Genomic DNA, 24,685 nt, shown 5'->3' on the forward strand with positions numbered 1-24,685 from the left:
ATCCGGCTCATGTAAAAGCCCTTCACATGAGCTGGCACAAGGACCGTCGCGGCGAACGCGGCTATCACCACGGCAATCTGAAGGAGGCGCTGCTGCAGGCAGCGCTTGGGCTGATCGCCGAGAAGGGGCCGGCAGGCTTCACCTTTGCCGATGCCGCGCGCACGGCGGGCGTGAGTGCCGCCGCGCCATATCGCCATTTCCGCGACCGGGACGATCTGCTGGCTAATATCGCCCAGCGCGGCTTCGAGCAGTTCGAGCAGACGCTGGCGCAGGCCTGGGATGACGGCCGGCCGAACACGGTCACGGCCTTCGAGCGGTTGGGAAAGGCCTATCTCGCTTTCGCCCGCAATGAGCCCGCTTTCTATTCAGCCATGTTCGAGTCCGGCATTCCCGCGGATTCCAGCCCTGAATTGACGGCTGCCGGCGAACGCGCCTTTGGCGTCATCCGCGCCGCGGCCGAGCGTCTCGCAGCGCTTACGCCGCCTGGCGTGCCGCGTCCACCGGCGCTGATGATGGCGTTGCATATCTGGTCGATGTCCCACGGTATCGCCTCGCTGTTCGGCCGCGGCGATGCCGCGCGCCGCAAACTGCCGATGTCACCGGACGATCTGCTGGAAGCGGGTGCGCTGATTTATTTGCGCGGACTGGGTTTCCCGACCGACCAAAAGCCGTCCGAAAACGACAAAGCATCAGTGCCGAAATCCGGCCCCTGGGGCGCGGCGCCCAAATAGTCGCAGGCCACCTCTCGATTATGTGAGCGGCTGGCCCGGTGCCCGCCTTGACAAAAACGGGCCGTGCTTTACGTATGTAAATGTTATTTACATTCACAAGCGGCATGGTGCCGCTGATGGAGAGGAAGATGTCCGACACCGCAGATCTCAATCGCTGGGGCCGTCGCCCTTACGATGAGCGCGTGACCTATGGCCTTCGTTCGCCATGGAGCATCGTGCTGGTTGTTCTTGGTTTCATCGTCTGGTGGCCGATTGGCCTCGCACTTCTCTTCTTCAAACTCGGGAGCAGAAACATGGGTTGCTGGGATCGTCAGGGTCGTTTCGAACACAAGATGCAGCGGATGCAGGACAAGATGGAGCGCATGCGCGGCCGCATGGAGAGCCGCGGTTTTGGCGGCTTCGGCTTCGGCGAGCCGACCTCGGGCAACCGTGCCTTCGACGAATATCGCGTCGAAACGCTGCGCCGCCTCGAAGAGGAGCAGCATGAGTTCAAGAGCTTCCTCGAGCGCCTGCGTCATGCCAAGGACAAGGAAGAGTTCGACCAGTTCATGGCCCAGCACCGTCAGCGTCCGACCCCGCCGCCGGCGGACAACAACCAGCCGCAGGGCTGATGTAAGCAGGATCAACATACCGGAGCGGGGCAGTTCGCTGCCTGGTTCCCCTCGAGCCGCCCGCCTGTCCCCCACAGGCGGGCGGTTTCGTTTAAAAGCGCCTCGTGTTGAAATGGCGTGCGCTCCACGAACTCTCCCTCGTGGTGAGGAGGCGCGCAGCGCCGTCTCGAACCATGAGATGGCCGGGCTCTGAGCCTGCAGCCATGGTTCGAGACGCGCGCCAATGGGCGCGCTCCTCACCATGAGGGCAGGGGCTCAATCAAAAAAGGCTCCAGATGTCACGTGGTGTTCACGAACAAGCGAACGGAGCTTCATTTCTCTGCGAAACAGCCCGTGGTAACGCAACATTAACCATAGCCGGGCTCTGGTAAGAGCCGCAGAAATGCGCGCGAAGCCCTTGTTTTGACATGTTGGCAGGGAATTGAGGGCCCGGCCTCGGACGGGTCATCCATGCACTGAACAAGGATATGCCCAGGCGCTATCGCGCCCGGTTCAGCGCGTGACTGCATGATCGATTGGCGGGATGTCGGTCGACAGGGGAATTTGCGTTGAGAGGATACTACTCATGAATCCGGATGTCGCACAGTCAGCCATGCCGCTGGTGTCGACCGACGTGTCGCTGATCGCTCTGTTCCTGCAGGCGCACTGGATCGTCAAGGCTGTGATGCTCGGCCTGATCGGTTGCTCGGTCTGGGTCTGGGCCATCGCGATCGACAAGATTTTTCTCTATTCGCGTACCAAGCGCGCCATGGATCGGTTCGAGCAGGCCTTCTGGTCGGGCGAGTCCATTGAGGATCTCTATCGGGCGCTGTCCGCCAAGCCGACCCAGTCGATGGCCGCCTGTTTCGTCGCCGCCATGCGCGAGTGGAAGCGCTCCTTCGAGAGCCAGGCGCGGTCCTTCACCGGCCTGCAGATGCGCATCGACAAAGTGATGAACGTCTCCATCGCCCGCGAGGTCGAGCGGCTGGAGCGGCGGCTTCTGGTGCTGGCAACCGTCGGGTCCGCCGGTCCGTTCGTCGGCCTGTTCGGTACCGTCTGGGGCATCATGTCGAGCTTCCAGGCGATCGCTGCCTCGAAGAACACATCGCTTGCCGTGGTCGCGCCGGGCATCGCGGAAGCGCTGTTCGCCACCGCCATCGGCCTTATCGCCGCCATCCCGGCGACCATTTTCTACAACAAATTTACGGCAGAAGTGAACCGGCAGGCCCAGCGCCTGGAGGGATTTGCCGACGAGTTCTCGGCCATCCTGTCGCGCCAGATCGACGAGCGCGCTTGATGGATAGTGAATTGAACCTTGCGATGAGCGCCCGATCATGGGGATGAATGCAGCAGCAGGCGGTGGGGGCGGTGGCCGGCGGGGACGCCGGCGTGCTGCTGTCATGGCCGAAATCAACGTCACGCCGATGGTCGACGTGATGCTGGTGCTGATGATCATTTTCATGGTCTCGGCGCCGCTGATGACCTCGACCATCGATATCGATCTGCCCATCGCCAGCGGTGGCAAGTCGATGTCGCAGAACACGCCGCCGCTCACCGTTTCGGTGAAGCGTATCGGCGGCAGCTGCAATTCGGCCGTCGAAACCTATATCGGCGACGCCCTGGTGCCGCAGAGCGAACTGGCTGCGAAGATCACAGCACTCCGCACGACGCGTTCGGAAACGGATAACACCGTATTCCTGCGCGGCGATCGCGACGTTTGCTACACGGATATGATGAAGCTGCTCGGCACCGTGCGTGCCGCCGGTTTCAAGGCCAATATCGTGATCTTGCCGGAGCAGGGATCGTAAGATCGTGGAGCAGCAGGAGACAAGCAGGTTCAGGGATCTGATGGCGAGAGTCGACAAGACGCTCATCGCATCGATCATCCTGCATGCGCTGGTGTTCGGCTGGGGCCTGTTCACCTTCTCCTCCAAGGCGCTCGAAGTGATGCCCGAGGATTCCGTCGCCGTTGACGTGATCTCCGACGATCAACTGGCCAAGGCCATGGCTGGCGCCAAGACCGGCAAGAAGGACAACCCGAAGCCGAAGGTCGAGAAGATCGCCGAAGCCAAGCCGCCGGATGATGCGGTGGGCAAGATCGATGACAAGAAGGCGCCGGTGATTACCGAAGTCGCGCCGAAGGAACAGCCGAAGACCGAGGACAAGGCCGCTGCCGAAGCAGCAGCCAAGGCGGAGGCGGCTGCCAAGGCCGAGGCTGCAGCCAAAGCTGCGGCAGATGCCAAGGCCAAGGCGGAAGCGAAGGCCGCTGCTTTGGCCGAGGCCAAGGAGTTGGCTCAGGAAAAGGCCGAGGCCGACGCGAAGGCTGCTGCGGAAGCCAAAGCAAAGGCTGAAGCGCAGGCCAAGGCAAAAGCGGAAGCCAAGGCAAAGGCCGAGGCGAAAGCCAAGGCCGACGCGGAGGCTAAGGCCAAGGCGGAAGCAAAAGCTAAGGCCGAAGAGGCGAAGAAGGCCGAGCGGGTGTTCGACCAGTCGAAGATCGCAGCCTTGATTGACAAGCGCGATCCGACCCGGACGTCGGCGACGGGTTCCGACCTCAATCCGAACGAGGCGCTGGGGCTTGCCAAGGGCAATGCCGCGAGCAACGTCGCCACTTGGGGCGCGATGTTCAAGTCGCAGGTCGATCGCTGCTGGAAGAAGCCATATGGTGGCGTCGAGGCCCAGATGGTCGAGGCCGAATTCAGCATTCGGCTCAAGCAGGATGGCACTCTGGAAGCTACGCCGACGGCGATTGGACGCCCTTCGACGCCGTATCAGCGCGTCTATCAGGAGAGCGGCTTACGTGCGATCATCGATTGCCAGCCCTACAAGCTGCCGCCGCAATTCTTCAACGAGTGGAAGTCGTTCAACCCGTATTTCACCGAAAAAATCACGTGACCCGCGCATTGCAATTTGAAGCCCGCAACATGAAAAACCCGGTAGAGATGACCTCAGATAACGAATTTCGGGAGACACTGTTGCGCCCAAGCCGCCGCCAGATCCTCACGGGCATCGGATCGCTCGGCCTGCTCGCGGGCACCGGCGCGCGCTCAGCCTTCGGCCAGGCCCGCGTCACCATCACCGGCGGCGACGTCGCGCCGATGAAGATCGCGATCCCGACTTTCAACGCCGGTACGGGGTCCGACAACGAAGTCAGCAACGGCGTCTCCCAGGTCATCACCAACAACCTGAAGCGCAGCGGCTTGTTCGCGCCGATCGATCCGGCAGCCTTCGTCGAGAAGACCGTCAATATCGACGCGCCGCCGAACTTCCAGAACTGGAAGACCGTCAATGCGCAGGCGCTCGTCACCGGCCGCATGACGCGACAGGGCGACGGCCGCCTCAAGGCTGAATTCCGCCTGTGGGATGTGGCCACCGGCCAGCAGCTCGCCGGCCAGCAATATTTCACCTCGCCGGAATACTGGCGCCGCATCGCGCATATCATTTCCGATCAGATCTATGAGCGCCTGACCGGCGAAAAGGGCTATTTCGACAGCCGCGTCGTGTTCGTCGATGAAAGCGGGCCGAAGGAGCGCCGCGTCAAGCGTCTGGCGCTGATGGATCAGGACGGCGCCAATGTGCGCTACCTCACCCGTGGTGCCGATCTGGTGCTGACGCCGCGCTTCTCGCCGTCCACGCAAGAGATCACCTATATGGAGTTCGGCCAGGGCGATCCGCGCGTCTATCTGTTCAATATCGAGACCGGCCAGCGCGAGATCGTCGGCAACTTCCCCGGTATGTCGTTCTCGCCGCGCTTCTCGCCGGATGGCCAGCGCGTCATCATGAGCCTGCAGCAGGGCGGCAATTCCAACCTGTTCGTCATGGACCTGCGCTCAAAGTCCACCACGCGCCTCACCGATACCCCGGCGATCGATACCTCGCCGTCCTATTCGCCCGATGGCGCGCGCATCTGCTTCGAGTCAGATCGCGGCGGCAAGCAGCAGATCTATGTGATGGGCGCCACCGGTGGCGGCGCGCAGCGCATCTCGTTCGGCGAAGGCAGCTATTCGACGCCGGTCTGGTCGCCCCGCGGCGACTATATCGCCTTCACCAAGCAGGGCGGCGGCCAGTTCGCCATCGGCATCATGAAGCCGGATGGGTCGGGCGAGCGCATTCTCACCTCCGGCTATCACAATGAAGGCCCGACCTTCGCGCCGAACGGCCGTGTCATCATGTTCTTCCGCGATACCGGCGGTGGCCCGTCGCTCTATACGGTGGACGTCTCCGGCCGCAACGAGCTGAAGGTCCCGACCCCGGGCTTTGCCTCCGACCCCGCCTGGTCGCCCCTGTTATCGTAAAGGCTTTGTTGAAAGCCTTATGCGGATTGCCGGTGTTTACCGGCAATCTTTGCCCACTGCGCTGAATCTACAGGCAGATTCGCTGTTTATGCCGAGCCGTAAACAGTTCGCTAAGGATGTTCCCTCAGAAAGAGTTCATCAGGACCCGGTACCAATGTGCGCTGAAATGGACGCGCCAACTCCCGATGCAGCTCGCCGATCATAGCCGGACGAATAGCAAGTCGATGTCGCCGTCGATCTATACGGCGCTTGTCGACTCCCTGTTCGAAAATCCCATCCCGATGCTGGCCGGCGCCGTCTGTGCCGGCACTGGCGCCGTCATGACTGCGGTCAAGACCGGCAACCCCCTGCTGTGGCCATGCGCCGGGCTGATCATTCTCATCGGCGCGCTGCGCGCGTTGCAACTCAGCAAATACGAGAAGCGCGAAACCGCGCTGACGCCGGACGAGGCGGTCCAGTGGGAACGCAACTACATGATCGGCGGCTCGCTCTATGCGGCGTCGCTCGGCCTGTGGTGCTGGGTCGTGTTGCTCGGCAGCGACGATCCGGTCGCGCATATGCTCGGTACCGCCGTCACCGTCGCCTATATCGCTGCCGGTGCAGGCCGCACCTATGGACGTCCGAAGATCGCGCAGCTGCAGGTTCTGCTCGCCTGCGGACCGATGGCCGCGGCGCTGATCATCCATGGCGACTTCTATTATGTCGGCTTCGCCTTCCTGAATGTGCTCTTCTTCATCGGCCTACGCCGCATCACGCTGCGGCTGCACGACGTCTATGTGAAGGCCCTGCTGGCGACGGAACGGGTGGGCTCGATCGCCAGCCAGTTCGACACCGCGCTGAACAACATGCCGAACGGGCTCTGCATGTTCGGTCCGGACGGCCGCCTGGCCGTGCTCAACAACCGCTTCGCCGAGATGATGGAGATCACCGGCAATCTCGCCGTCCGCAGCGGCATCAGCATGCGCGAAATGGTCTCGCTCTGCGTCAATGCCGGCACCGTCTCGGCGGCGAGCGGAATGACCATCGTCGCCGAAATCGAAAGTTCGAAGGCGGCTGAGATCACCACGCTCGATCATGCCCATGATCTCGAGCGCGCGCTGTCGTGGAAATTCCAGCCGATGTCCGGCGGCGGCACCGTGGTGCTGCTCGAGGACATCACCGAGCGCCGCAATTCGGAAGCCCGCATCAGCCACATGGCGCGCTTCGACGAGCTGACCGGCCTGCCGAACCGCATGAGCTTCCGCAACGAGATCGGGCGCTTGCTGAAGATGGGCGACAGGGCGACCATGTCGGCGCTGCTGTTCGTCGATCTCGATCAGTTCAAGCAGGTCAATGACACGCTCGGCCATCCCTGCGGCGACCAGCTGCTCTGCATGGTGGCGGAACGTCTGCGCGAAATGCTGCGGGCGGACGATTTCGTCGCGCGTTTTGGCGGTGACGAATTCGTCGTGTTCCAGCGCAACATCAAGGCCAATCACGACGCGGCGGATCTCGCCATGCGAATCGTGGAGCGGCTCAGCGAGCGCTACGAAATCGACAATCACCAGGTCGAGATCGGCGCCAGCATCGGCATTGCGCTCACCGAACCGGGCGTCAGCGCCGACCATCTGCTCAAGAATGCCGACATGGCGCTTTATCGCGCCAAGGCATCCGGCCGCGGCACCTTCTGCTTCTTCCGCGACGAGATGGCCCAGACGGTCGAGGCGCGCCGCGTGCTTGAGCTCGATCTGCGCAAGGCGCTCGCCGACGAGGAATTCGAGATCTACTACCAGCCGCTGGTCAATCTGAAGTCCGGCCGTATCTCGACCTGCGAAGCGTTGCTGCGCTGGAATCATCCGGTGCGCGGCACGGTCTCGCCGGCAGATATCATTCCGATCGCGGAAGATATGGGCCTGATCGTCGATCTCGGCCGCTGGATCCTGCGCAAGGCCTGTATCGAGTGCATGAAGTGGCCGGACGCGGTCAGCGTCGCCGTGAACTTCTCGTCGCAGCAATTCCATCAGCGCGATGTGCTGAGCGAAGTGCGCTACGCACTGGAAGTGTCAGGCCTGCCGGCTCATCGCCTGGAAATCGAGATCACCGAATCGTCGCTGCTGCGCAACACGCAGTGGACCCACGACGCCCTGTCGCAGCTCCATGCGGCCGGGTGCCGGATTTCGCTCGACGATTTCGGCACCGGCTATTCCAGCCTCAGCTATCTGCATAACTTCCCGCTGCAGAAGGTGAAGATCGACCGCTCGTTCCTGGAAGGCATCGATACCCAGCGCCCGTTGACGCTGCTGCGCGGCGTCGCGCGCCTCAGCACCGATCTCGGTATGACTGTGGTGGTCGAGGGCATCGAAACCAACGAGCAGCTCGAACTGATCAGCGCCGACGGAACCATCAGCGAGGCCCAAGGCTATCTGTTCAGCCGCCCGGTGCCTGCCGCGCGCATCCGCCAGTTGCTGGACGCCTCGCATGGACGCCGCGTCGAGCAGGAACCCGAGCTGAACGCCGAGACCGCCCGCACCACGGCCTAAAATTCTCCAAGCACAGATAAAGCCGGCACGATTCATCTCATCTGCCGACCGTTGGTAAAAGGTTAACCAAGTTACGGCAGAACCTTTGACAACTTTTAAGAAAGCTTTAATCTTTACCTTACTCAAATACTGGTGGCGTTTCGTGCGCGTGGAGATGGAATGATGGCTGCGGCCGATCAAGTGACGGAAATTTCCTCGCGCCATCAAGATATTCTGGACAGGGTCGACTACCGCCTAGCCGAAACCGAGGCCGAAAAAGAAGCGATCTATAGCCTCCGCTACCGGGCCTATCTGCACGAAGGCGCCATCGAGCCGCGGACCGAGCGTCGGCTGAAGGACCGCTTCGACGACATGCCGAATTCCTGGACGTTCGGCATCTATATGGACGGCGAACTGGCGAGTTCGCTGCGCATCAGCGTCGGCTCCCCGGACAATCCGGACACTCCGGCGGTGGACGCCTTCGGCGATATGCTGCGTCCGCAGATCGAGGCGGGCAAGACCATCGTCGATCCCAACCGTTTCGTGGCCGATCCGTCCAACCGCACCAAGTTTCCAGAACTGCCATATCTGACGGTACGCCTTGGCTACGTCGCCTGCGCCTATTTCAATGCCGATATCGGCACCGCGACCGTTCGGGCCGAGCACCGGGCCTTTTATCGCCGCGTGTTCCTGCAGACGCCGCTCTGTGAGCCGCGGCCTTATCCGACGCTGGTGAAGCCGCTTTGCCTGATGGCGGCGGATTTCAACATGGTTCGCGAGAAGATCTTCGAGCGTTACCCGTATTTCCGCTCCAGCCAGTTCGAGCGGCGGGCGCTGTTCGAGCGCCAGAGCGAGCCGCTCGCGCCGGATCTGCACAGCTCCGAGTTCCAGCTCCGCCACGCCACGTCGGCGCATCAGCAGTAAACGACGCCTGCCACGGATCCGGTTGTCGACACCAGGCGGTCGCTACAGAGATGTGGCGGCCGTTTTTCGTGAATTCTCGCGAAAAATCAGACGCATCCGCTTTCGCTTCACCGTCGCGCCATATTTCCAAAGCATTAACCACGTCGGTGCTTTTTGGCGGCCTGTGGCTTTTGATCGGTTTTGGCAACACCTCGTCAAGGTTGACGGAACGTTCGCTTAACCAACGCCCTGTAGACCGAATGACAGTTGGTTAAAGCGTGAGCGTGGAGGCTCCGGGAATGGTTCAGCAAATGCGTATCCTCCAGGGATTGAAACTGGCTGCCGTGTTGGTTGTGGCGCTCTCGATGGGTGCCTGCGCCAACAAGAACGGTCTCGGCGGCGCCGATGGTGCGATGGCAGGTAATGCCGCGCCGGGCAGCCAGCAGGATTTCGTGGTCAATGTCGGCGACCGCGTGTTCTTCGAAAGCGATCAGACCGAATTGTCGCCGCAGGCCATGGCCACCCTCGACAAGCAGTCGCAGTGGCTGCAGCAGTACAACCGCTATTCCTTCACCATCGAAGGCCATGCGGACGAGCGCGGCACCCGTGAATACAACATCGCGCTTGGCGCCCGCCGCGCCCAGTCGGTGCGCAGCTATCTCGCCTCGCGCGGCATCGATCCCGGCCGCATGCGCACGATCTCCTACGGCAAGGAACGTCCGGTGGCGGTGTGTAACGACATCTCGTGCTGGTCGCAGAATCGCCGCGCGGTGACCGTGCTCAACGCCGGCGCGTAACGCTGCCGGATGTGATATCAATGACGGCGTCTGCCTGATCGGGCAGGCGCCGTTTTTGTGTCTGGTTATTTGTGTCTGTAGGCGGCTTTGTCGCTGCCCTCAGTCACAATTCTGGCGTAGTGCAGCACTCATCGTTTTGAGCGCCAATCAGGCGCGTTTCAGTCATCGCTCAGGCCAAGATGTCATTCAAATTCCAGTCGCTCGCCGGTGCCGCGTTTGTCGCTTCAATCCTTGCTTCGGCGTCGCCGGTCTCGGCGCAGTTCTGGGGACAGCAGCAGCAGGAACAGCGGCAGCCGCAGACCTATGGCCAGCAGGATGGCGGCGTCGATCCGGAAATGCGGATCGAGCAGCTCGAAAACCAGTTGCGCAAGCTGACCGGCCAGAACGAAGAGCTGCAATATCGCAACCGTCAGCTCGAGGATCAGCTGCGCCAGTTGCAGGCCGGCGGCGGTGCGCCGCCTGCCGGGGGCGCCCGTCCGAATATCGCCGCAGCGCCGGTCGCGCAGCCGGGCCCGCAGCAGATCGCGCCGCAGGGTGGTTACGCGCAACAGCCGCCGATCGCTGCTCCCGCTCCGATCGCACAGGACCCCGCGCCGGCGCCGCGTGGTGGCCGTCGCAACGATGCATTCGATCCGGGCGCCAATCCGAATGCGCCGGGCGTGCCGCGCGCGCTCGGCGGCGGACAGCAGCCGATGCAGGCCAATGCGCCGGCTGGCGTGCCCGGTGGGCGCGAAGCGGGCGAACCGCTGCCGCTTGGCAATGCCGGGCAGGGCGCCGCGCCGGCTCTGACCACGCTGCCGCCGGGGGCGACGCCCAAGGACGAATTCGATCTCGGCCTCGGCTATATGCAGCGCCGCGATTATGCGCTGGCCGAAGAAACCATGCGCAATTTCAGCCAGAAATATCCCAACGATCCGATGATCGCGGATTCGCAATACTGGCTCGGCGAAAGCTACTTCCAGCGCCAGAAATATCGCGATGCCGCCCAGTCCTTCCTCGGCGTCACCAGCAAATATGACACCTCAGCCAAGGCGCCGGATGCGCTGCTCCGCCTCGGCCAGTCGCTGGCCGCGCTGAAGGAAAAGGAAGCGGCCTGCGCTGCCTTCGGCGAAGTCGCCCGTAAATATCCGCGCGCCTCCACCGGCGTGAAGCAGGGCGTGGACCGCGAGCAAAAGCGCAACAAGTGCTAATGCTCGTTCTGCAGAGCTGAGGAGATGCGGCGGCGCTCGTTCACCTCTCCCCACCGGGGAGAGGTCGGCGCGCAGCGCCGGGTGAGGGGGCTTCCGCAAGCGACGTCATGCGTGGCGCCCCTCACCCGCCCGGCTTCGCCGGTCGACCTCTCCCCGGTGGGGAGAGGTGACGATCACCTGCTCTTTGGTGTCGCTGGATCGTGCTTGATGTCCGATGACGATCATCTCCCCATTTCTGCCCTTCAGGCGAAGCAGTTATTCGCCCCCTGGGCAAGCGCGCCGGCATTGGTTCTCGCCGTATCGGGCGGCCCGGATTCGGTCGCCCTGTTGTGGCTCGCCGCGCGCTGGCGGCGCAGCCTGAAGCGCGGTCCCGTGCTGACGGTCGTGACGGTCGATCACGGATTGCGCCCGGAATCGGCACGCGAGGCGCGCGACGTGAAGCGCCTCGCGGCGTCGCTCGATCTGCCGCATCGGACCCTGCGCTGGACCGGCGACAAGCCCAGGCGCGGAATTCCGGCCGCAGCGCGCACGGTGCGTTATGCGCTGCTCGCCGATGCCGCGCGAAAAGCGGGGGCTGCTCATGTGATGACGGCACATACGCGTGACGATCAGGCCGAGACCGTTTTGATGCGGATGGCCCGCGGCAGCGGCCTGGCCGGTCTTGGTGCCATGAGCGTGGAAACCGAGCGCAACGGCATCCGCATCGTGCGTCCGCTGCTGCAGGTGTCGAAATCCCAACTGATCGCGACGCTCGGCAAGGCGAGGCTTGGCTTCGTCGTCGATCCCACCAATGCAGATCCGAGCTTCACCCGGCCGCGGCTGCGGGCGCTGATGCCTGATCTTGCCGCCGAAGGCATGGATTCCCGCACTCTGCAGCGCCTTGCGACGCGGATGGCGCGCGCGGATGCCGCGCTCGACCTGATGACCGATGGGGCCGAGCGCTTTCTGGCCCTCCGCAATCCCGGCCGCTCGCCGGAGGCCATCGATGCGGAGGCGTTTCTGGGCCTTGCGGAAGAAATCCGGGTCCGCTTGTTGCTCCGCATGCTCAATGAGGTCGGCCATGAAGGGCCTGCCGAGCTTGGCAAGGTCGAAAGCCTGTCATTGGCCATGGAACAGGCGATGCAGCAGGGCGGAAACGGTATTCTGCTGAAACAAACCCTCGCTGGTGCGGTGATTTCGCTCACTCGCACGCGGCTGAAGATTGCGCCGGCGCCGCCGCGGCGCGTGGTTGCGCGCAATAGGCCTTAACCACCTGCGAAGATGAGGGCCGCCGCCGCCATCATTTCAACCGGAAATAGGCCTAGATGCGCTAAATAGTCCGTCCCAGTTCCCTTGGCATCGGCGCCGGTCGCACTTAAATTGCATCAGACTGACCCAGGGTGATCGCCTTGTGGCGTATCACGGGAAGAGAGCCGCGCATTTCAGCGGTGACGAAGGAAGATCGATGAACGCGAATCTGCGCAATTTCGCCCTCTGGGTCATTATCGTGCTGCTGTTGCTGGCGCTGTTCACGCTGTTCCAGAATCCGGGCCAGCGCGCTGCTTCGCAGGATATTCCGTTCTCGCAGCTCCTGACCGATATCGATCAGAACAAGGTGCGCGACGTCGTCATCCAGGGGCCGGAGATCAACGGCACCTATGTGAACGGCTCAACCTTCCACACCTACGCGCCGTCGGACCCGACGCTGATCAAGCGCCTGTATGACGCCAAGGTCTCCATCACCGCGAAGGCGCCCGGCGATAACGTGCCGTGGTTCGTCTCGCTGCTCGTCTCGTGGCTGCCCTTTATCGCGCTCATCGGCGTCTGGATCTTCCTGTCCCGGCAGATGCAGGGCGGCGCCGGCAAGGCCATGGGCTTCGGCAAGTCGCGGGCGAAGATGCTCACGGAGGCGCATGGCCGCGTGACGTTCGAAGACGTCGCCGGTGTCGATGAAGCCAAGCAGGACCTGCAGGAGATCGTCGAATTCCTGCGCGACCCCGGCAAATTCCAGCGCCTCGGCGGCCGCATTCCGCGCGGCGTGCTGCTGGTCGGCCCTCCCGGCACCGGTAAGACCCTGATCGCGCGTGCGGTCGCGGGCGAAGCCAATGTGCCGTTCTTCACCATTTCGGGTTCGGACTTCGTCGAAATGTTCGTCGGCGTCGGCGCCAGCCGCGTCCGCGACATGTTCGAGCAGGCCAAGAAGAACGCGCCCTGCATCATCTTCATCGACGAAATCGACGCCGTCGGTCGTCATCGCGGCGCCGGTCTTGGCGGCGGCAATGACGAGCGCGAACAGACCCTCAACCAGCTGCTGGTCGAGATGGACGGTTTCGAGGCGAATGAAGGCGTGATCCTGATCGCCGCCACCAACCGTCCCGACGTGCTGGATCCCGCATTGCTGCGTCCGGGCCGCTTCGACCGTCAGGTCGTGGTGCCGAATCCGGATGTCGTCGGTCGCGAGCAGATCCTCAAGGTCCATGTCCGCAAGGTGCCGCTGGCGCCGGATATCAACCTCAAGACCATCGCCCGCGGCACCCCCGGTTTCTCCGGCGCCGACCTGATGAACCTCGTCAACGAAGCCGCTCTGACCGCCGCGCGCCGCAACAAGCGCATGGTGACCCAGAGCGAGTTCGAAGAGGCCAAGGACAAGGTGATGATGGGTGCCGAGCGCAAGTCGCTGGTGATGTCCGAGGAAGAGAAGATGCTGACGGCCTATCACGAGGGCGGTCACGCCATCGTCGGCCTCAATGTCCCCGCCACCGACCCGATCCACAAGGCCACCATCATCCCGCGCGGCCGTGCGCTCGGCATGGTGATGCAGCTGCCGGAACGCGACAAGATGTCGATGTCGCTGGAGCAGATGACCTCGCGCCTCGCCATCATGATGGGCGGTCGCGTGGCTGAAGAACTGATCTTCGGCCGCAACAAGGTCACGTCTGGCGCTTCGTCGGATATCGATCAGGCGACCCGTCTGGCGCGCATGATGGTGACCCGCTGGGGTCTCTCGGAGGAGCTCGGCACGGTCTCCTATGGCGACAACAATGACGAGGTGTTCCTCGGCATGCAGATGAACCGCACCCAGGCCGTCTCCGAAGCCACCGCGCAGAAGATCGACCAGGAAGTCCGTCGCCTCGTCGAGGATGGCTACAAGGAAGCGACCCGCATTCTCACCGAGAAGCGCGGGGATCTCGAAACGCTGTCCAAGGGCCTGCTCGAATTCGAGACGCTGTCCGGCGACGAGATCAAGGACCTGCTCGACGGCAAGAAGCCGAATCGCGAGTCGGTGCTGGAGCCCTCCACCCCGCGTTCGTCCGCCGTGCCTCCCGCCGGCAAGCAGCGCCCGCGCCCGGACGGTGGCCTGGAGCCACAGCCGCAGGCATAAGCTTGCAGCGAACAGACATGCAAAACGCGGCCGAAAGGCCGCGTTTTTTGTCTGTAGGATGGGTTGAGCGAAGCGATACCCATCACCACAAGCACATGCGGTGATGGGTATGGCTTCGCTCAACCCATCCTACGTTCCCCACTTAAACCTTCCTCAAACTTCCCTCGGCAATGTCCCTCGCAACTTCACCCGTCGCGGGGACCGCATGACGCCGTTACATCTGACGCCCTCTGATCGCGGCCCGATTCCACCGGCGCTGGTGATGGTGTGCGCCATCCTCGCGATCCTGCAGATCGCGTTCTTCCCGCTCTATTACGGCCATGGCTGGATTGTCGAAGGCAACGGCCTTGGTGTGCCCACCGACTTCATCAATGTCTGGTCCGCCGGCCGCCTTGTGCTCGATGGCCATCCGGCCTCGGCCTATGACTGGGACATCCAGAAGCAGGTGCAGGTCGGCGTGCTCGGCCAGACCTATCCCGGCAATTTCGCCTGGCACTATCCGCCGCCATTCCTGTTCGTCGCGGCGCTACTTGCCAAGCTGCCTTATGCGGTCGCCTTTGCAGGCTGGGCGTGTATCAGCGTCGTGCCTTATCTCGCCGCCATGCGCGCGATCGTCGGGCGCCCGTTCGGCATGCTCCTGGCGCTCGCTTTCCCGGTCGTCTTCACCAATGTGCTGGTCGGACAGAACGGCTTTCTCACCGCATCCCTGATTGGCGGCATGCTGGTGTTGCTGCCGACACGGCCGATCCTGGCCGGCATTTGCCTCGGCTTGCTCAGCTACAAGCCGCAATATGGCGTGCTGTTTCCCCTGGTCCTGATCGCTGCTGCGCAATGGCGCGCTTTTGCCAGTGCTGCCGTCACGACGATCCTGCTCGCTGTCGCCTCATGGCTGGCCTTCGGCACTGAAAGCTGGGTCGCTTTCTTCAAATGGATGCCGATGTTCTCGCAGGCGTTCCTGGTCGAAGGTCGCGCACCGTTCGGCAAGATGCAGAGCATCTTTGCGCTCGTCCGCTATTTCGAGGGCGGCGAGACGCTGGCCTGGACGCTGCAATGGATTCTCGTGGCTGCTGTCGCGGTGTCGCTCGTCGGGCTGTGGCGTAGCCGCACGCGCTACGAATGGAAGGCCGCCGGGCTTGCCATTGGCGCCTTGCTCGCAACGCCCTATCTGTTCCTCTATGACGTGATGGTCTTGGCGATCGCGGTCGGCTTCCTCATTCGCGTCGGACTGTCCGAGGGCTTTCTCGGTCACGAATTGCCGGCACTCGGTCTCGCAGCGGTCATGCTGGTCAGCTACCAATTTATCGGGCCGGTGCCGACGGGATTCGGCGCCACATTGCTGGTCGCCGCCCTGATCGGCATTCGCATCCGTGAGTCCTGGCCCGCCAGGTCCGTTGCGGCCACGCAGCCGGACGCATCGGCAGTTGTCCACGGTACTAACAGCCTGATCTGATTTCTCGCCGGGAACAGCAAAGCGCGCTTGACACTTTGCCGCGGGTCACACCAAATGTAGGCGTCACGGTCCGCCATGTCGCAAGATTTGGTGGCTAAGAGGGAAGCCGGTGAGAGCTGCGCGTAACTGCGCTTGATTCCGGCACTGCCCCCGCAACTGTAAGCAGAGAGTTTGTTTCGATTGACGTCACTGGAGCTTCACCGCTCCGGGAAGGCGGAAACAAGCGCTTGATCTGCGAGTCAGGAGACCTGCCGCGACACCAGAAACGTCCATGGGCGGGGTGTCCCAGCGGTCGCTTGCAGGCTTTGCCGCGCGTTCGCTCGGCATCGTTGCTCGCACCTTCGGCCCCAGCCCCCTTTAGCTTGATGCATCACACGGGGTCCTGCCGATGCCTTCCACGTCCCACGCTCTCTCCAACGGCCATGATGCCGTGCTCGCCCACCCATCCGAATCGAATGTCGTGCCCGCGCACGCGCCGTCCATGCAGGTGATCCGCCGCAATGGCACGGTGTCGCCTTTCGATGCCGGCAAGATTTCGGTGGCCATGACCAAGGCGTTTCTCGCCGTCGAGGGCAACACGGCAGCGGCCTCGCGCCGTGTCCACGAAGCCGTCGAGCAGCTGACCGGCGAGGTTTTCGCCGCACTGACCCGCCGCATAGGCGAGGGCCGTACCTTCCATATCGAGGATGTGCAGGATCAGGTTGAACTGGCGCTGATGCGCAGCGAGCACCACAAGGTGGCGCGCGCTTATGTGCTGTATCGTGAGGAGCGGTCCCGCCGCCGCGCCGAAGAAGCTGCCGCCAAGCCCGCCGCCGTGCCGAGCGTGCCTGCGCTCCATGTCACGCTGTCAAACGGCACGCGCGTGCCTTTGGATGCCGCACGCCTGGCGCTGATCGTCAATGAAGCCTGCGCGGGCCTCGATGGCGTCGAGGCAGCACCCGTGCTCGAAGAGACCAAGCGCAATCTCTATGACGGCATCACGCTCGATGAACTCGCGCTGGCCGGCATCATGGCCGCCCGCACGCTGGTGGAGCAGGAGCCGAACTACACCTATGTCAGCGCCCGCCTGCTGCTCGACAAGCTGCGCACGGAAGTGCTGACCTACGTGCACGGCGTGCCAAGCGCGGCCTCGCAGGCCGATATGGCGTCGCGCTATGCGGACTATTTCGGCGCCTATGTGAAGGTCGGTATCGAAGCCGAACTGCTCGATCCCGAACTCGCACGCTTCGATCTGAAGAAGATCGCCGCAGCATTGAAGCCGGAACGCGATCTCCAGTTCCAGTTCCTCGGTCTGCAGACGCTCTATGACCGCTACTTCCTGCACGTACAGGGCAACCGCATCGAGCTGCCGCAGGCCTTCTTCATGCGCGTCGCCATGGGCCTCGCGCTGCGCGAGATCGACCGCGAAAACCGCGCCATCGAATTCTACAATCTGCTGTCGTCCTTCGATTTCATGGCCTCGACGCCGACGCTGTTCAATGCCGGCACCCAGCGCCCGCAGCTGTCGTCCTGCTTCCTCACCACGGTGCCGGACGATCTCGACGGCATTTTCAAGTCGGTGAAGGACAATGCGCTGCTGGCCAAATATTCCGGCGGCCTCGGCAATGACTGGACCCGCGTCCGCGGCCTCGGCGCCCACATCAAGGGTACCAATGGCGAGAGCCAGGGCGTGGTGCCATTCCTGAAAGTCGCCAACGACACGGCGATCGCCGTCAATCAGGGCGGCAAGCGCAAGGGCGCCGTCTGCGCCTATCTCGAAACCTGGCACGTGGACATCGAGGAATTCCTTGATCTGCGCAAGAACACCGGCGACGACCGCCGCCGCACCCATGACATGAACACCGCCAACTGGGTGCCGGACCTGTTCATGCAGCGCGTCGAGCAGGATGGCGATTGGACGCTGTTCTCGCCGGATGAAACGCCGGACCTGCACGATCTCTATGGCAAGCCCTTTGCCGAGCGTTACGCCGCCTATGAGGCCAAAGCCGCACGCGGCGAGATGCGCGTCTACAAGACGGTGCGCGCCACCGATCTGTGGCGCCGCATGCTCACCATGGTGTTCGAGACCGGCCATCCCTGGATCACCTTCAAGGACCCGTGCAACCTGCGCTCGCCGCAGCAGCATGCCGGCGTCATCCATTCATCGAATCTCTGCACCGAGATCACGCTCAACACGTCCGATGACGAAGTCGCCGTCTGCAATCTCGGCTCGGTCAACCTGCTGCATCACGTGACGGAGCAGGGCATCGATCACGCCCGCCTGCAGCGCACGGTGACCACGGCGATGCGCATGCTCGACAATGTCATCGACATCAATTTCTACACCATCCCGGAAGCGCGCCGCTCGAACCTCAAGCATCGCCCGGTCGGCCTCGGCCTGATGGGCCATCAGGACGCGCTGCATACGCTGGGCCTTGCGATGGCCTCGGATGCGGCCGTCGCATTCGCCGACACCAGCATGGAGGCGATCGCCTATCACGCCATCTCGGCCTCGGTGGATCTCGCCGCCGAGCGCGGCCGCTATCCGTCCTTCGACGGCTCGCTGTGGAGCCGCGGCATCCTGCCGATCGATTCCATCGACCTGGTGGCCGATGCCCGCGGTGGTCTGGAGATGGACCGCGCGCAGACACTCGACTGGACCGCATTGCGCGAGCGCGTGAAGACCACCGGCATGCGCAATTCCAACGTGATGGCGATCGCGCCGACGGCTACGATCTCGAACATTTGCGGCGTCGCGCAGTCGATCGAGCCGGCCTATCAGAACCTCTATGTGAAATCGAACATGTCGGGCGATTTCACCGTCGTGAACGCGTTCCTGGTGCGTGATCTCAAGAAGCGCGGGCTGTGGGATGAGGTGATGGTCTCGGATCTGAAATATTTCGACGGCAGCGTTGGATCCATCGACCGCGTGCCGAGCGATCTCAAGGCGCTCTATGCGACCTCGTTCGAGATCGACAGTGCGTGGCTGATCGAGGCGGCCTCGCGCCGGCAGAAGTGGATCGATCAGGCGCAGTCGCTCAATCTCTACATCGCCAATCCCTCGGGCAAGAAGCTGGATCAGCTCTATCGCCTGGCCTGGGCGCGCGGGTTGAAGACGACCTATTACCTGCGATCGCGCAGCGCGACCCATGTGGAGAAATCGACGCTGAAGGGCACTGACGGCAAGCTCAATGCGGTGTCCGCAGGCGTATCGGCAGCGCCGGTGAAAGCGAGCGCGACGCCGATTCTGGTGAAATCGTCGGATCTCACGGCACCCGAGCTCGATGTCGCGATGGCGTGCTCGATCGACAATCCCGAATGCGAGGCGTGCCAGTAAGGCGCACCCTCCGTCCCCTCACTCCGTCCCTCATCCTGAGGAGCCGCGCAGCGGCGTCTCGAAGGATGGCGCCAAGCTCCCATGGTTCGAGACGCCGGCCAAGCGGCCGGCTCCTCACCATGAGGGCTGAGATTGATCTTCGAAGGAACTATAAAAATGCTCGACTGGTCCGACACCGCCTCCGCTCCAAAAACCCCCGCCTTCATCCCGCTCCCCGAAGCGCCCACCGACGCCACCGGTCTCGGCACCATCGACCGCACCGGCGGCCGCGTCTCCGTCGATGAAAAGCGCATGATCAACTGCCGCGCCGACGTCAATCAGCTGCTGCCGCTGAAATACAAATGGGCCTGGGAGAAATATCTCGCCGGCTGCAACAATCACTGGATGCCCACCGAAGTCTCCATGCAGGCCGACATCGCGCTGTGGAAGTCGCGCGACGGCCTCACCGAGGACGAGCGTCGCGCCATCAAGCGCAATCTCGGCTTCTTCGCCGCGTCCGAGTCGCTCGTCGCCAACAACATCGTGCTGGCGATCTATCGCCACCTCACCAATCCCGAATGCCGGCAATATCTGCTGCGCCAGTCCTTCGAGGAGGCGGTGCATACGCATACGTTCCAGTACATCGTCGAGAGCCTCGGCCTCGACGAGGGCGAGCTGTTCAACATGTATCGCGAGGTGCCGTCGATCACCGACAAGGCGGCCTGGGCGCTGAAGCACACCCAGCATCTCGACGATCCCGACTTCAAGACCGGCACGCCCGAAAACGACCAGGCTTTTGTCCGTGACCTCGTGGCGTTCTACGTGATCTTCGAAGGCATGTGGTTCTATACCGGCTTTGCGCAGATCCTGTCGCTCGGCCGCCGCAACAAGATGGTGGGGATCGCCGAGCAGTATCAGTACATCCTGCGCGATGAATCGATTCACCTGAATTTCGGCATCGATGTCATCAACCAGATCAAGATCGAGAACCCGCATCTCTGGACCCGGCAGTTCCAGGACGAGATCCGCACCATGATCCGCGAAGCCGCGGAGCTCGAAGCCTCCTATGGCCGGGACACCATGCCGCGCGGCTTCCTCGGGCTGAATGCAGCGCTGTGCGAGACCTATATGCATTTCATCGCCAATCGCCGCTGCGCCCAGCTCGGCCTCGCGCCGGTGTTCAACGAGACGGAAAACCCGTTCCCGTGGATGTCGGAGGCGATGGACCTGAAGAAGGAGAAGAACTTCTTCGAGACCCGCGTGATCGAGTATCAAAACGGCGGTGCACTCAGCTGGGAATGAGCATGATCCCGAAAAGTGGAAGCCGGTTTTCGGACAGGATCATGCGCCACTACAAAGATCTCAGCCTTTCGTCTCACGCGCCGCTGCATGGCGCGCATGAGGCGGCGATGACTTGACCCGGTCGTGTGATGGCAGCACCCATGCTGCCAAAACACGGATCGCGCCATGCACGCCACCCATATCCCGAAAGCACCGGCCTACTGGTCACGCGCCGCCATTCTGCCCGGCATCGTGGCCATCGGCCCGATGTTGCCGGGTACGCTGGCTTTCGGCATGGCCTTCGGCGCGCTGTGTGCGCAGAAGAGTTTCTCGCTGGCCGAAGTGGTGGTGATGGCGGGCACCGTCTATGGCGGCCTGTCGCAGTTTGTTGCGGTGCAGTCGTGGCCAGGTGTGCTGACGCCCGGCGCCATCGCGACATTGGCACTGCTCACGCTCACGGTGAACATTCGCTTCTTCCTCATGAGCGCGACCCTGCGGCCGTGGTTCGGCACGCTGCCGGCCTGGCAGGCCTATCCGGCGATGCTGCTGGTTACCGATGGTGGCTGGCTCGCGGCCATGCGCTATCGCGATCACGGCGGTGCCGATGCGATGTTCTATCTCGGCGGCGGCGTCGTGCTGTATTTCACCTGGATGGTCGCGGCGGTGCCCGGCTTCCTGCTCGCCGAGCAACTCGCCGATCCCCGTAAATACGGCGTCGATCTGGTGATGCCCGCCTTCTATGCCGCCATGCTCGTGCCGGCCTGGAAGGGGCCCCGCCGTGCGATCCCGTGGGTCGTTTCCGGGGTCGTCGCACTCATCGTTCACTGGTTGGCTGCCGGCTGGTGGTTCATCATCGCTGGCGCATTGTCGGGGGCGATCACGGCCGGCTTCATGGATGAGCCCGAGACGCCGGGAGCAGCGGCGTGACTGACCTTTTACGCAGCGACGTGATGCTCGCTTTCGCCGTCATGACGGCGGTCACGGTGGCTTCCCGCCTCGGCGGCTACTGGCTGATGGGCTATGTGAATGTCACGCCCCGTGTCCGCCGCATGCTCGACGCGTTGCCCGGCTCGATCATCGTCGCCGCCGCATTGCCGGTGGCCGTAAATGGTGGCCCCGTCGTCATTTTCGCCATTCTGGCCGCCATGGCCGTCACCATCATCCGCCGCAACGATTTCATCGCCGTCATCGTCGGCATGGCTGTCGCGGCAGCGGCCCGCGCGCTGGGATTCGGCGGCTGAAAGCCCCCCGAAAAGTTGAATCCCGCTATGCGCAAAATGCCTTGTCAACGACTCTGAACTGGTGTTCATCTCTTCTCGCGGCCGAGCACTCGAATCCGCGCAAAACCTTGAACTCACGGTTTTTCCTTGATCGGCCTCGGGCCAGACAGGGATGCCGGACGCGGGACAAGCTCATGGTCTATCGACGTACCCAGCAGGTCGTGAAGCGGCTTGCGGCTCGGCGCAACGCCATTCTGGCGGCGGCGCGGGAGACCTGCGCCGAAGGCGGCATGGCGGCGGTGCAGATCGCGCCGGTGGCCGTCCGCGCCAATGTGGCCGCAGGCACGGTCTATCGCTATTTCCCGTCCAAGGCTGACCTGATCTCCGAACTGATCGCCGACGTGTCGCGGGACGAACTGACGGCGATCCGCCGCGCTGCCGATGCAGCGCCAGGGCCGTCCTCAGCACTGGCGGCGGCCGTCACCACGGTGGCCGTTCACGTCGTCTCCAACCGCAAGCTGGCCTGGGGCATCCTGGCCGAGCCGGTGGAAGTCGACGTCACTGAATCCCGACTCACCAGCCGTCGCGAGATCGCCGGCGAGATCGAAATGCGCATCGATGCCGCGATCCGCGCCGGCCATCTGCCGGCGCAGGACACGGCATTGGCCGCGGCCGCCTTGCTCGGCGCGCTGCATGAAGCGCTGGTCGGCCCCATGGCGCCCGACAGTTTCGATGATCCCAACAAGCTGCGCGACGCTGTGCAGACAGTCACGCTGCTGGCCCTGCGCGCCGTCGGCGTCATGGACGCGCGCGCCCGCGGCCTCGTGGTGCAGGCTGTGCTGCCCACCAAGATGGCGGCGACCGTCTGATCGCCGCCGCGCCTGATGGCGCTTATTGCTTGATTTTGCCGTCGGCGCCAAACTGCGCCAGGAATGCCCAGAGATCGTTGATCTCGGATTCCTTCTTGATCCCCGCAAAGGCCATCTTGGTGCCGGGGATCTTTGCCTTCGGATCCTTGATGTAATCCTTGAACGTCGCTTCATCCCAGGTGAGGCCGGAATTCTTGTTGGCGTCCGAATAGGAATAGCCGGCAGCGGCGCCGGCTTTGCGGCCGTTCAGCCCGTTCAGTTCGGGGCCGACCTTGTTCTTCGCATTTTCGCCCACCGCGTGGCAGGCCAGGCATTTGTTGAAGGAGGATTTGCCGGCGGCGACGTCCTGCGCGAGGGCAAATGAGGAGATGGCCGAGGCCGTGACGGCGATCAAGGCGCCGAATGTCAGTTTCGTCATGGATGGCTCTTCTTGTTGGCTTTCCGTCCACGATGTTCGCATACGCGTTGCAGGCTGCACAAGCGGATACCGCCCGGCATGGCCCTCATGCTTTCGTTACCTGTTCAAAGCCACGCGGACGTGATTGATTCCCCCCCAAGCGGACAGCGGTTTCATATCGCGGTTGCGAAAGGGAAACGCTCGATGACGATCATGATGCCGGCAAGGGATGAAGCCGTGCTCGCCAGACGCGATGCGATCATCGCGGCCTTGCGAAAGCTGGTGCCGGGCGAGGGCGTGATCTCCAGCGCCGCTGAAATGCTTCCCTACGAGTCCGATGGCTTCACCGCCTATCGGCAGCCGCCGATGGTTGTCGTCTTGCCGGATACGACGGAGCAGGTGTCCAAGGTTCTGAAGTATTGCCACGACAACGGCATCAAGGTGGTGCCGCGCGGTTCGGGCACCTCGCTCTCCGGTGGCGCATTGCCGCTGGCGGATGCGGTGCTGCTTGGCCTCGGCAAGTTCAAGCGCGTGCGCGAGATCGATTTCGATAACCGCGCTGTCGTCGTCGAGCCCGGCGTCACCAATCTCGCCATCAGCCAGGCGGTCGCGCATGCGGGCTTCTACTACGCGCCCGATCCGTCGTCGCAGATCGCCTGCTCCATCGGCGGCAATGTCGCGGAGAATTCCGGCGGCGTGCACAGTCTCAAATACGGCATGACGACGAACAATCTGCTCGGTTGCGAGATCGTGCTGATCAATGGCGAGGTCATCCGCATCGGCGGCAAGACGGCGGAGCCGTCGGGCTATGATCTGCTTGGTATCATCACCGGCTCCGAAGGCCTGCTCGGCGTGGTCACTGAAGTCACTGTCCGCATCCTGCAGAAGCCGGAGACGGCGCGTGCCTTGATGATCGGCTTTGCCGAAGTCGAAGCCGCCGGCCAATGCGTGGCCGATGTGATCGGCGCGGGCATCATTCCCGGCGGCATGGAGATGATGGATCGGCCCGCGATCCACGCGGCGGAAGCCTTCGTTCATGCCGGCTATCCCCTCGATGTCGATGCATTGCTGATCGTCGAACTCGATGGTCCCGCGGTCGAAGTGGACGAGCTCATCAAGCGCGTCGAGGCGATCGCGCTGAAATGCGGCTCGACGACGTGCCAGATTTCGGAGTCCGAGCAGCAGCGTCTGCTGTTCTGGTCCGGCCGCAAGGCGGCATTCCCGGCGGTGGGCCGCATCTCGCCGGACTATCTCTGCATGGACGGCACCATCCCGCGCGCCGCATTGCCGCTGGTGCTGCGCCGGATGAAGGAGATGTCGGCCAAATACGGCCTCGGCGTCGCCAACGTCTTCCATGCCGGCGACGGTAACCTGCATCCGCTCATCCTTTATGATGCGAACAAGGAGGATGAGATGGAGAAGGCCGAAGCTTTTGGCGCCGATATTCTGCGGCTGTGCGTCGAAGTCGGCGGCGTGCTCACCGGCGAACATGGCGTCGGCATCGAGAAGCGCGACCTGATGCCGGAAATGTTCAACGAGATCGATCTCAACCAGCAGCAGCGCATCAAATGCGCGTTCGATGCGCAGGGGCTGCTCAATCCCGGGAAGGTGTTCCCGACGCTGCATCGCTGTGCGGAGTTGGGTCGCGTGCATGTGCATGGCGGGAAACTGGCGTTTCCGGATTTGCCGCGGTTTTGATGATGGCTTGCTGTTCAACTCTTTCTGTCGTCACCCGGCTTGACCGGGTGACCCAGTACACACCGCCGCTGTTGAGTTTACTGGATCGCCCGGTCCTGGCGCGCTCGCGCGCG

At 63.1% G+C, this 24,685-nt stretch carries 20 protein-coding genes and 1 riboswitch; of the genes, 19 read left to right on the forward strand and 1 reads right to left on the reverse strand.

The genetic code is table 11. The features are described 5' to 3' along the window. The first annotated feature begins 26 nt into the window (after window positions 1-26). The 18 genes from AC1RQ5_RS08065 (at window position 27) to AC1RQ5_RS08150 (ending at window position 22,477) form a co-directional block, all read left to right on the forward strand. Window positions 27-731, forward strand: a complete 705-nt coding sequence (locus AC1RQ5_RS08065; RefSeq protein ID WP_493198122.1) for a TetR/AcrR family transcriptional regulator — start codon at window positions 27-29, stop codon at window positions 729-731. Between the two features lie 128 nt (window positions 732-859). Then, window positions 860-1,342: a DUF2852 domain-containing protein gene (locus AC1RQ5_RS08070; protein WP_493198124.1), complete on the forward strand. Its 483-nt coding sequence runs from the start codon at window positions 860-862 to the stop codon at window positions 1,340-1,342. A 565-nt stretch (window positions 1,343-1,907) separates the two neighbouring features. Then, complete coding sequence (gene tolQ / locus AC1RQ5_RS08075) at window positions 1,908-2,618, forward strand: protein TolQ (protein ID WP_398483919.1); 711 nt, start codon at window positions 1,908-1,910, stop codon at window positions 2,616-2,618. 37 nt (window positions 2,619-2,655) lie between these two features. Next, window positions 2,656-3,129, forward strand: a complete 474-nt coding sequence (locus AC1RQ5_RS08080; protein WP_398483917.1) for a biopolymer transporter ExbD — start codon at window positions 2,656-2,658, stop codon at window positions 3,127-3,129. A gap of 40 nt (window positions 3,130-3,169) precedes the next feature. Further along, window positions 3,170-4,213, forward strand: coding sequence for a cell envelope integrity protein TolA (gene tolA, locus AC1RQ5_RS08085; RefSeq protein WP_398483915.1), 1,044 nt, complete (start codon window positions 3,170-3,172; stop codon window positions 4,211-4,213). Window positions 4,214-4,260: 47 nt separating this feature from the next. Continuing rightward, complete coding sequence (tolB, locus tag AC1RQ5_RS08090; protein ID WP_398483921.1) at window positions 4,261-5,613, forward strand: Tol-Pal system beta propeller repeat protein TolB; 1,353 nt, start codon at window positions 4,261-4,263, stop codon at window positions 5,611-5,613. A 185-nt stretch (window positions 5,614-5,798) separates the two neighbouring features. Beyond that, window positions 5,799-8,132, forward strand: a complete 2,334-nt coding sequence (locus tag AC1RQ5_RS08095; protein ID WP_398483913.1) for a putative bifunctional diguanylate cyclase/phosphodiesterase — start codon at window positions 5,799-5,801, stop codon at window positions 8,130-8,132. A gap of 162 nt (window positions 8,133-8,294) precedes the next feature. Further along, window positions 8,295-9,035: an N-acyl amino acid synthase FeeM domain-containing protein gene (locus AC1RQ5_RS08100; RefSeq protein WP_398483911.1), complete on the forward strand. Its 741-nt coding sequence runs from the start codon at window positions 8,295-8,297 to the stop codon at window positions 9,033-9,035. Window positions 9,036-9,313: 278 nt separating this feature from the next. Next, window positions 9,314-9,811, forward strand: coding sequence for a peptidoglycan-associated lipoprotein Pal (gene pal / locus AC1RQ5_RS08105; protein WP_398483909.1), 498 nt, complete (start codon window positions 9,314-9,316; stop codon window positions 9,809-9,811). A gap of 179 nt (window positions 9,812-9,990) precedes the next feature. Next, window positions 9,991-11,001 carry a tol-pal system protein YbgF gene (gene ybgF, locus AC1RQ5_RS08110; RefSeq protein WP_493198127.1) on the forward strand — a complete coding sequence of 337 codons (1,011 nt, stop codon included), beginning with the start codon at window positions 9,991-9,993 and terminating at the stop codon, window positions 10,999-11,001. A gap of 207 nt (window positions 11,002-11,208) precedes the next feature. After that, the gene (gene tilS, locus AC1RQ5_RS08115) at window positions 11,209-12,249 is read left to right on the forward strand and encodes a tRNA lysidine(34) synthetase TilS (RefSeq protein ID WP_493198128.1); all 1,041 of its coding nucleotides are present in this window, start codon (window positions 11,209-11,211) and stop codon (window positions 12,247-12,249) included. 196 nt (window positions 12,250-12,445) lie between these two features. Further along, window positions 12,446-14,362: an ATP-dependent zinc metalloprotease FtsH gene (gene ftsH / locus AC1RQ5_RS08120; protein ID WP_493198129.1), complete on the forward strand. Its 1,917-nt coding sequence runs from the start codon at window positions 12,446-12,448 to the stop codon at window positions 14,360-14,362. Window positions 14,363-14,567: 205 nt separating this feature from the next. Beyond that, window positions 14,568-15,812, forward strand: coding sequence for a glycosyltransferase family 87 protein (locus AC1RQ5_RS08125; protein WP_493198130.1), 1,245 nt, complete (start codon window positions 14,568-14,570; stop codon window positions 15,810-15,812). 49 nt (window positions 15,813-15,861) lie between these two features. Next, window positions 15,862-16,082, forward strand: a riboswitch (cobalamin riboswitch). Between the two features lie 118 nt (window positions 16,083-16,200). Then, a complete protein-coding gene (locus AC1RQ5_RS08130; RefSeq protein WP_493198132.1) occupies window positions 16,201-19,128 on the forward strand; it encodes a ribonucleoside-diphosphate reductase subunit alpha in 2,928 nt (975 codons plus the stop codon). A 156-nt stretch (window positions 19,129-19,284) separates the two neighbouring features. After that, complete coding sequence (locus AC1RQ5_RS08135; protein ID WP_493198133.1) at window positions 19,285-20,409, forward strand: ribonucleotide-diphosphate reductase subunit beta; 1,125 nt, start codon at window positions 19,285-19,287, stop codon at window positions 20,407-20,409. A gap of 165 nt (window positions 20,410-20,574) precedes the next feature. Next, window positions 20,575-21,315, forward strand: coding sequence for an AzlC family ABC transporter permease (locus AC1RQ5_RS08140; RefSeq protein WP_493198135.1), 741 nt, complete (start codon window positions 20,575-20,577; stop codon window positions 21,313-21,315). After that, a complete protein-coding gene (locus AC1RQ5_RS08145) occupies window positions 21,312-21,629 on the forward strand; it encodes an AzlD family protein (RefSeq protein WP_493198137.1) in 318 nt (105 codons plus the stop codon). Before AC1RQ5_RS08140 ends, AC1RQ5_RS08145 begins: the two co-directional genes overlap by 4 nt. A 173-nt stretch (window positions 21,630-21,802) precedes the next feature. Beyond that, window positions 21,803-22,477: a TetR/AcrR family transcriptional regulator gene (locus AC1RQ5_RS08150; RefSeq protein ID WP_398483746.1), complete on the forward strand. Its 675-nt coding sequence runs from the start codon at window positions 21,803-21,805 to the stop codon at window positions 22,475-22,477. 22 nt (window positions 22,478-22,499) lie between these two features. On the opposite strand, the gene AC1RQ5_RS08155 is transcribed toward AC1RQ5_RS08150, so the two are convergent. Next, window positions 22,500-22,895, reverse strand: a complete 396-nt coding sequence (locus AC1RQ5_RS08155; RefSeq protein ID WP_398483744.1) for a c-type cytochrome — start codon at window positions 22,893-22,895, stop codon at window positions 22,500-22,502. Between the two features lie 183 nt (window positions 22,896-23,078). On the opposite strand from AC1RQ5_RS08155, the gene AC1RQ5_RS08160 reads away from it, so the two are divergent. Continuing rightward, window positions 23,079-24,572, forward strand: coding sequence for an FAD-linked oxidase C-terminal domain-containing protein (locus AC1RQ5_RS08160; protein WP_493198138.1), 1,494 nt, complete (start codon window positions 23,079-23,081; stop codon window positions 24,570-24,572). Window positions 24,573-24,685 lie beyond the last annotated feature (113 nt).

Source organism: Tardiphaga sp. GW821-FHT12E02 (assembly GCF_058807155.1).

What these genes read in the sequence shown, in the direction of transcription:
- ftsH (WP_493198129.1), top strand. Translation starts at nt 12,446, where the DNA reads ATGAACGCGAATCTGCGCAATTTCGCCCTCTGGGTCATTATCGTGCTG.
- AC1RQ5_RS08155 (WP_398483744.1), bottom strand. Translation starts at nt 22,895, where the DNA reads ATGACGAAACTGACATTCGGCGCCTTGATCGCCGTCACGGCCTCGGCC.
- AC1RQ5_RS08095 (WP_398483913.1), top strand. Translation starts at nt 5,799, where the DNA reads ATGCAGCTCGCCGATCATAGCCGGACGAATAGCAAGTCGATGTCGCCG.
- ybgF (WP_493198127.1), top strand. Translation starts at nt 9,991, where the DNA reads ATGTCATTCAAATTCCAGTCGCTCGCCGGTGCCGCGTTTGTCGCTTCA.
- tolA (WP_398483915.1), top strand. Translation starts at nt 3,170, where the DNA reads ATGGCGAGAGTCGACAAGACGCTCATCGCATCGATCATCCTGCATGCG.
- AC1RQ5_RS08140 (WP_493198135.1), top strand. Translation starts at nt 20,575, where the DNA reads ATGCACGCCACCCATATCCCGAAAGCACCGGCCTACTGGTCACGCGCC.
- tolQ (WP_398483919.1), top strand. Translation starts at nt 1,908, where the DNA reads ATGAATCCGGATGTCGCACAGTCAGCCATGCCGCTGGTGTCGACCGAC.
- AC1RQ5_RS08150 (WP_398483746.1), top strand. Translation starts at nt 21,803, where the DNA reads ATGGTCTATCGACGTACCCAGCAGGTCGTGAAGCGGCTTGCGGCTCGG.
- pal (WP_398483909.1), top strand. Translation starts at nt 9,314, where the DNA reads ATGGTTCAGCAAATGCGTATCCTCCAGGGATTGAAACTGGCTGCCGTG.
- tolB (WP_398483921.1), top strand. Translation starts at nt 4,261, where the DNA reads ATGACCTCAGATAACGAATTTCGGGAGACACTGTTGCGCCCAAGCCGC.
- AC1RQ5_RS08130 (WP_493198132.1), top strand. Translation starts at nt 16,201, where the DNA reads ATGCCTTCCACGTCCCACGCTCTCTCCAACGGCCATGATGCCGTGCTC.
- AC1RQ5_RS08080 (WP_398483917.1), top strand. Translation starts at nt 2,656, where the DNA reads ATGGGGATGAATGCAGCAGCAGGCGGTGGGGGCGGTGGCCGGCGGGGA.
- AC1RQ5_RS08065 (WP_493198122.1), top strand. Translation starts at nt 27, where the DNA reads ATGAGCTGGCACAAGGACCGTCGCGGCGAACGCGGCTATCACCACGGC.
- tilS (WP_493198128.1), top strand. Translation starts at nt 11,209, where the DNA reads ATGTCCGATGACGATCATCTCCCCATTTCTGCCCTTCAGGCGAAGCAG.
- AC1RQ5_RS08070 (WP_493198124.1), top strand. Translation starts at nt 860, where the DNA reads ATGTCCGACACCGCAGATCTCAATCGCTGGGGCCGTCGCCCTTACGAT.
- AC1RQ5_RS08125 (WP_493198130.1), top strand. Translation starts at nt 14,568, where the DNA reads ATGACGCCGTTACATCTGACGCCCTCTGATCGCGGCCCGATTCCACCG.
- AC1RQ5_RS08135 (WP_493198133.1), top strand. Translation starts at nt 19,285, where the DNA reads ATGCTCGACTGGTCCGACACCGCCTCCGCTCCAAAAACCCCCGCCTTC.
- AC1RQ5_RS08160 (WP_493198138.1), top strand. Translation starts at nt 23,079, where the DNA reads ATGACGATCATGATGCCGGCAAGGGATGAAGCCGTGCTCGCCAGACGC.
- AC1RQ5_RS08100 (WP_398483911.1), top strand. Translation starts at nt 8,295, where the DNA reads ATGGCTGCGGCCGATCAAGTGACGGAAATTTCCTCGCGCCATCAAGAT.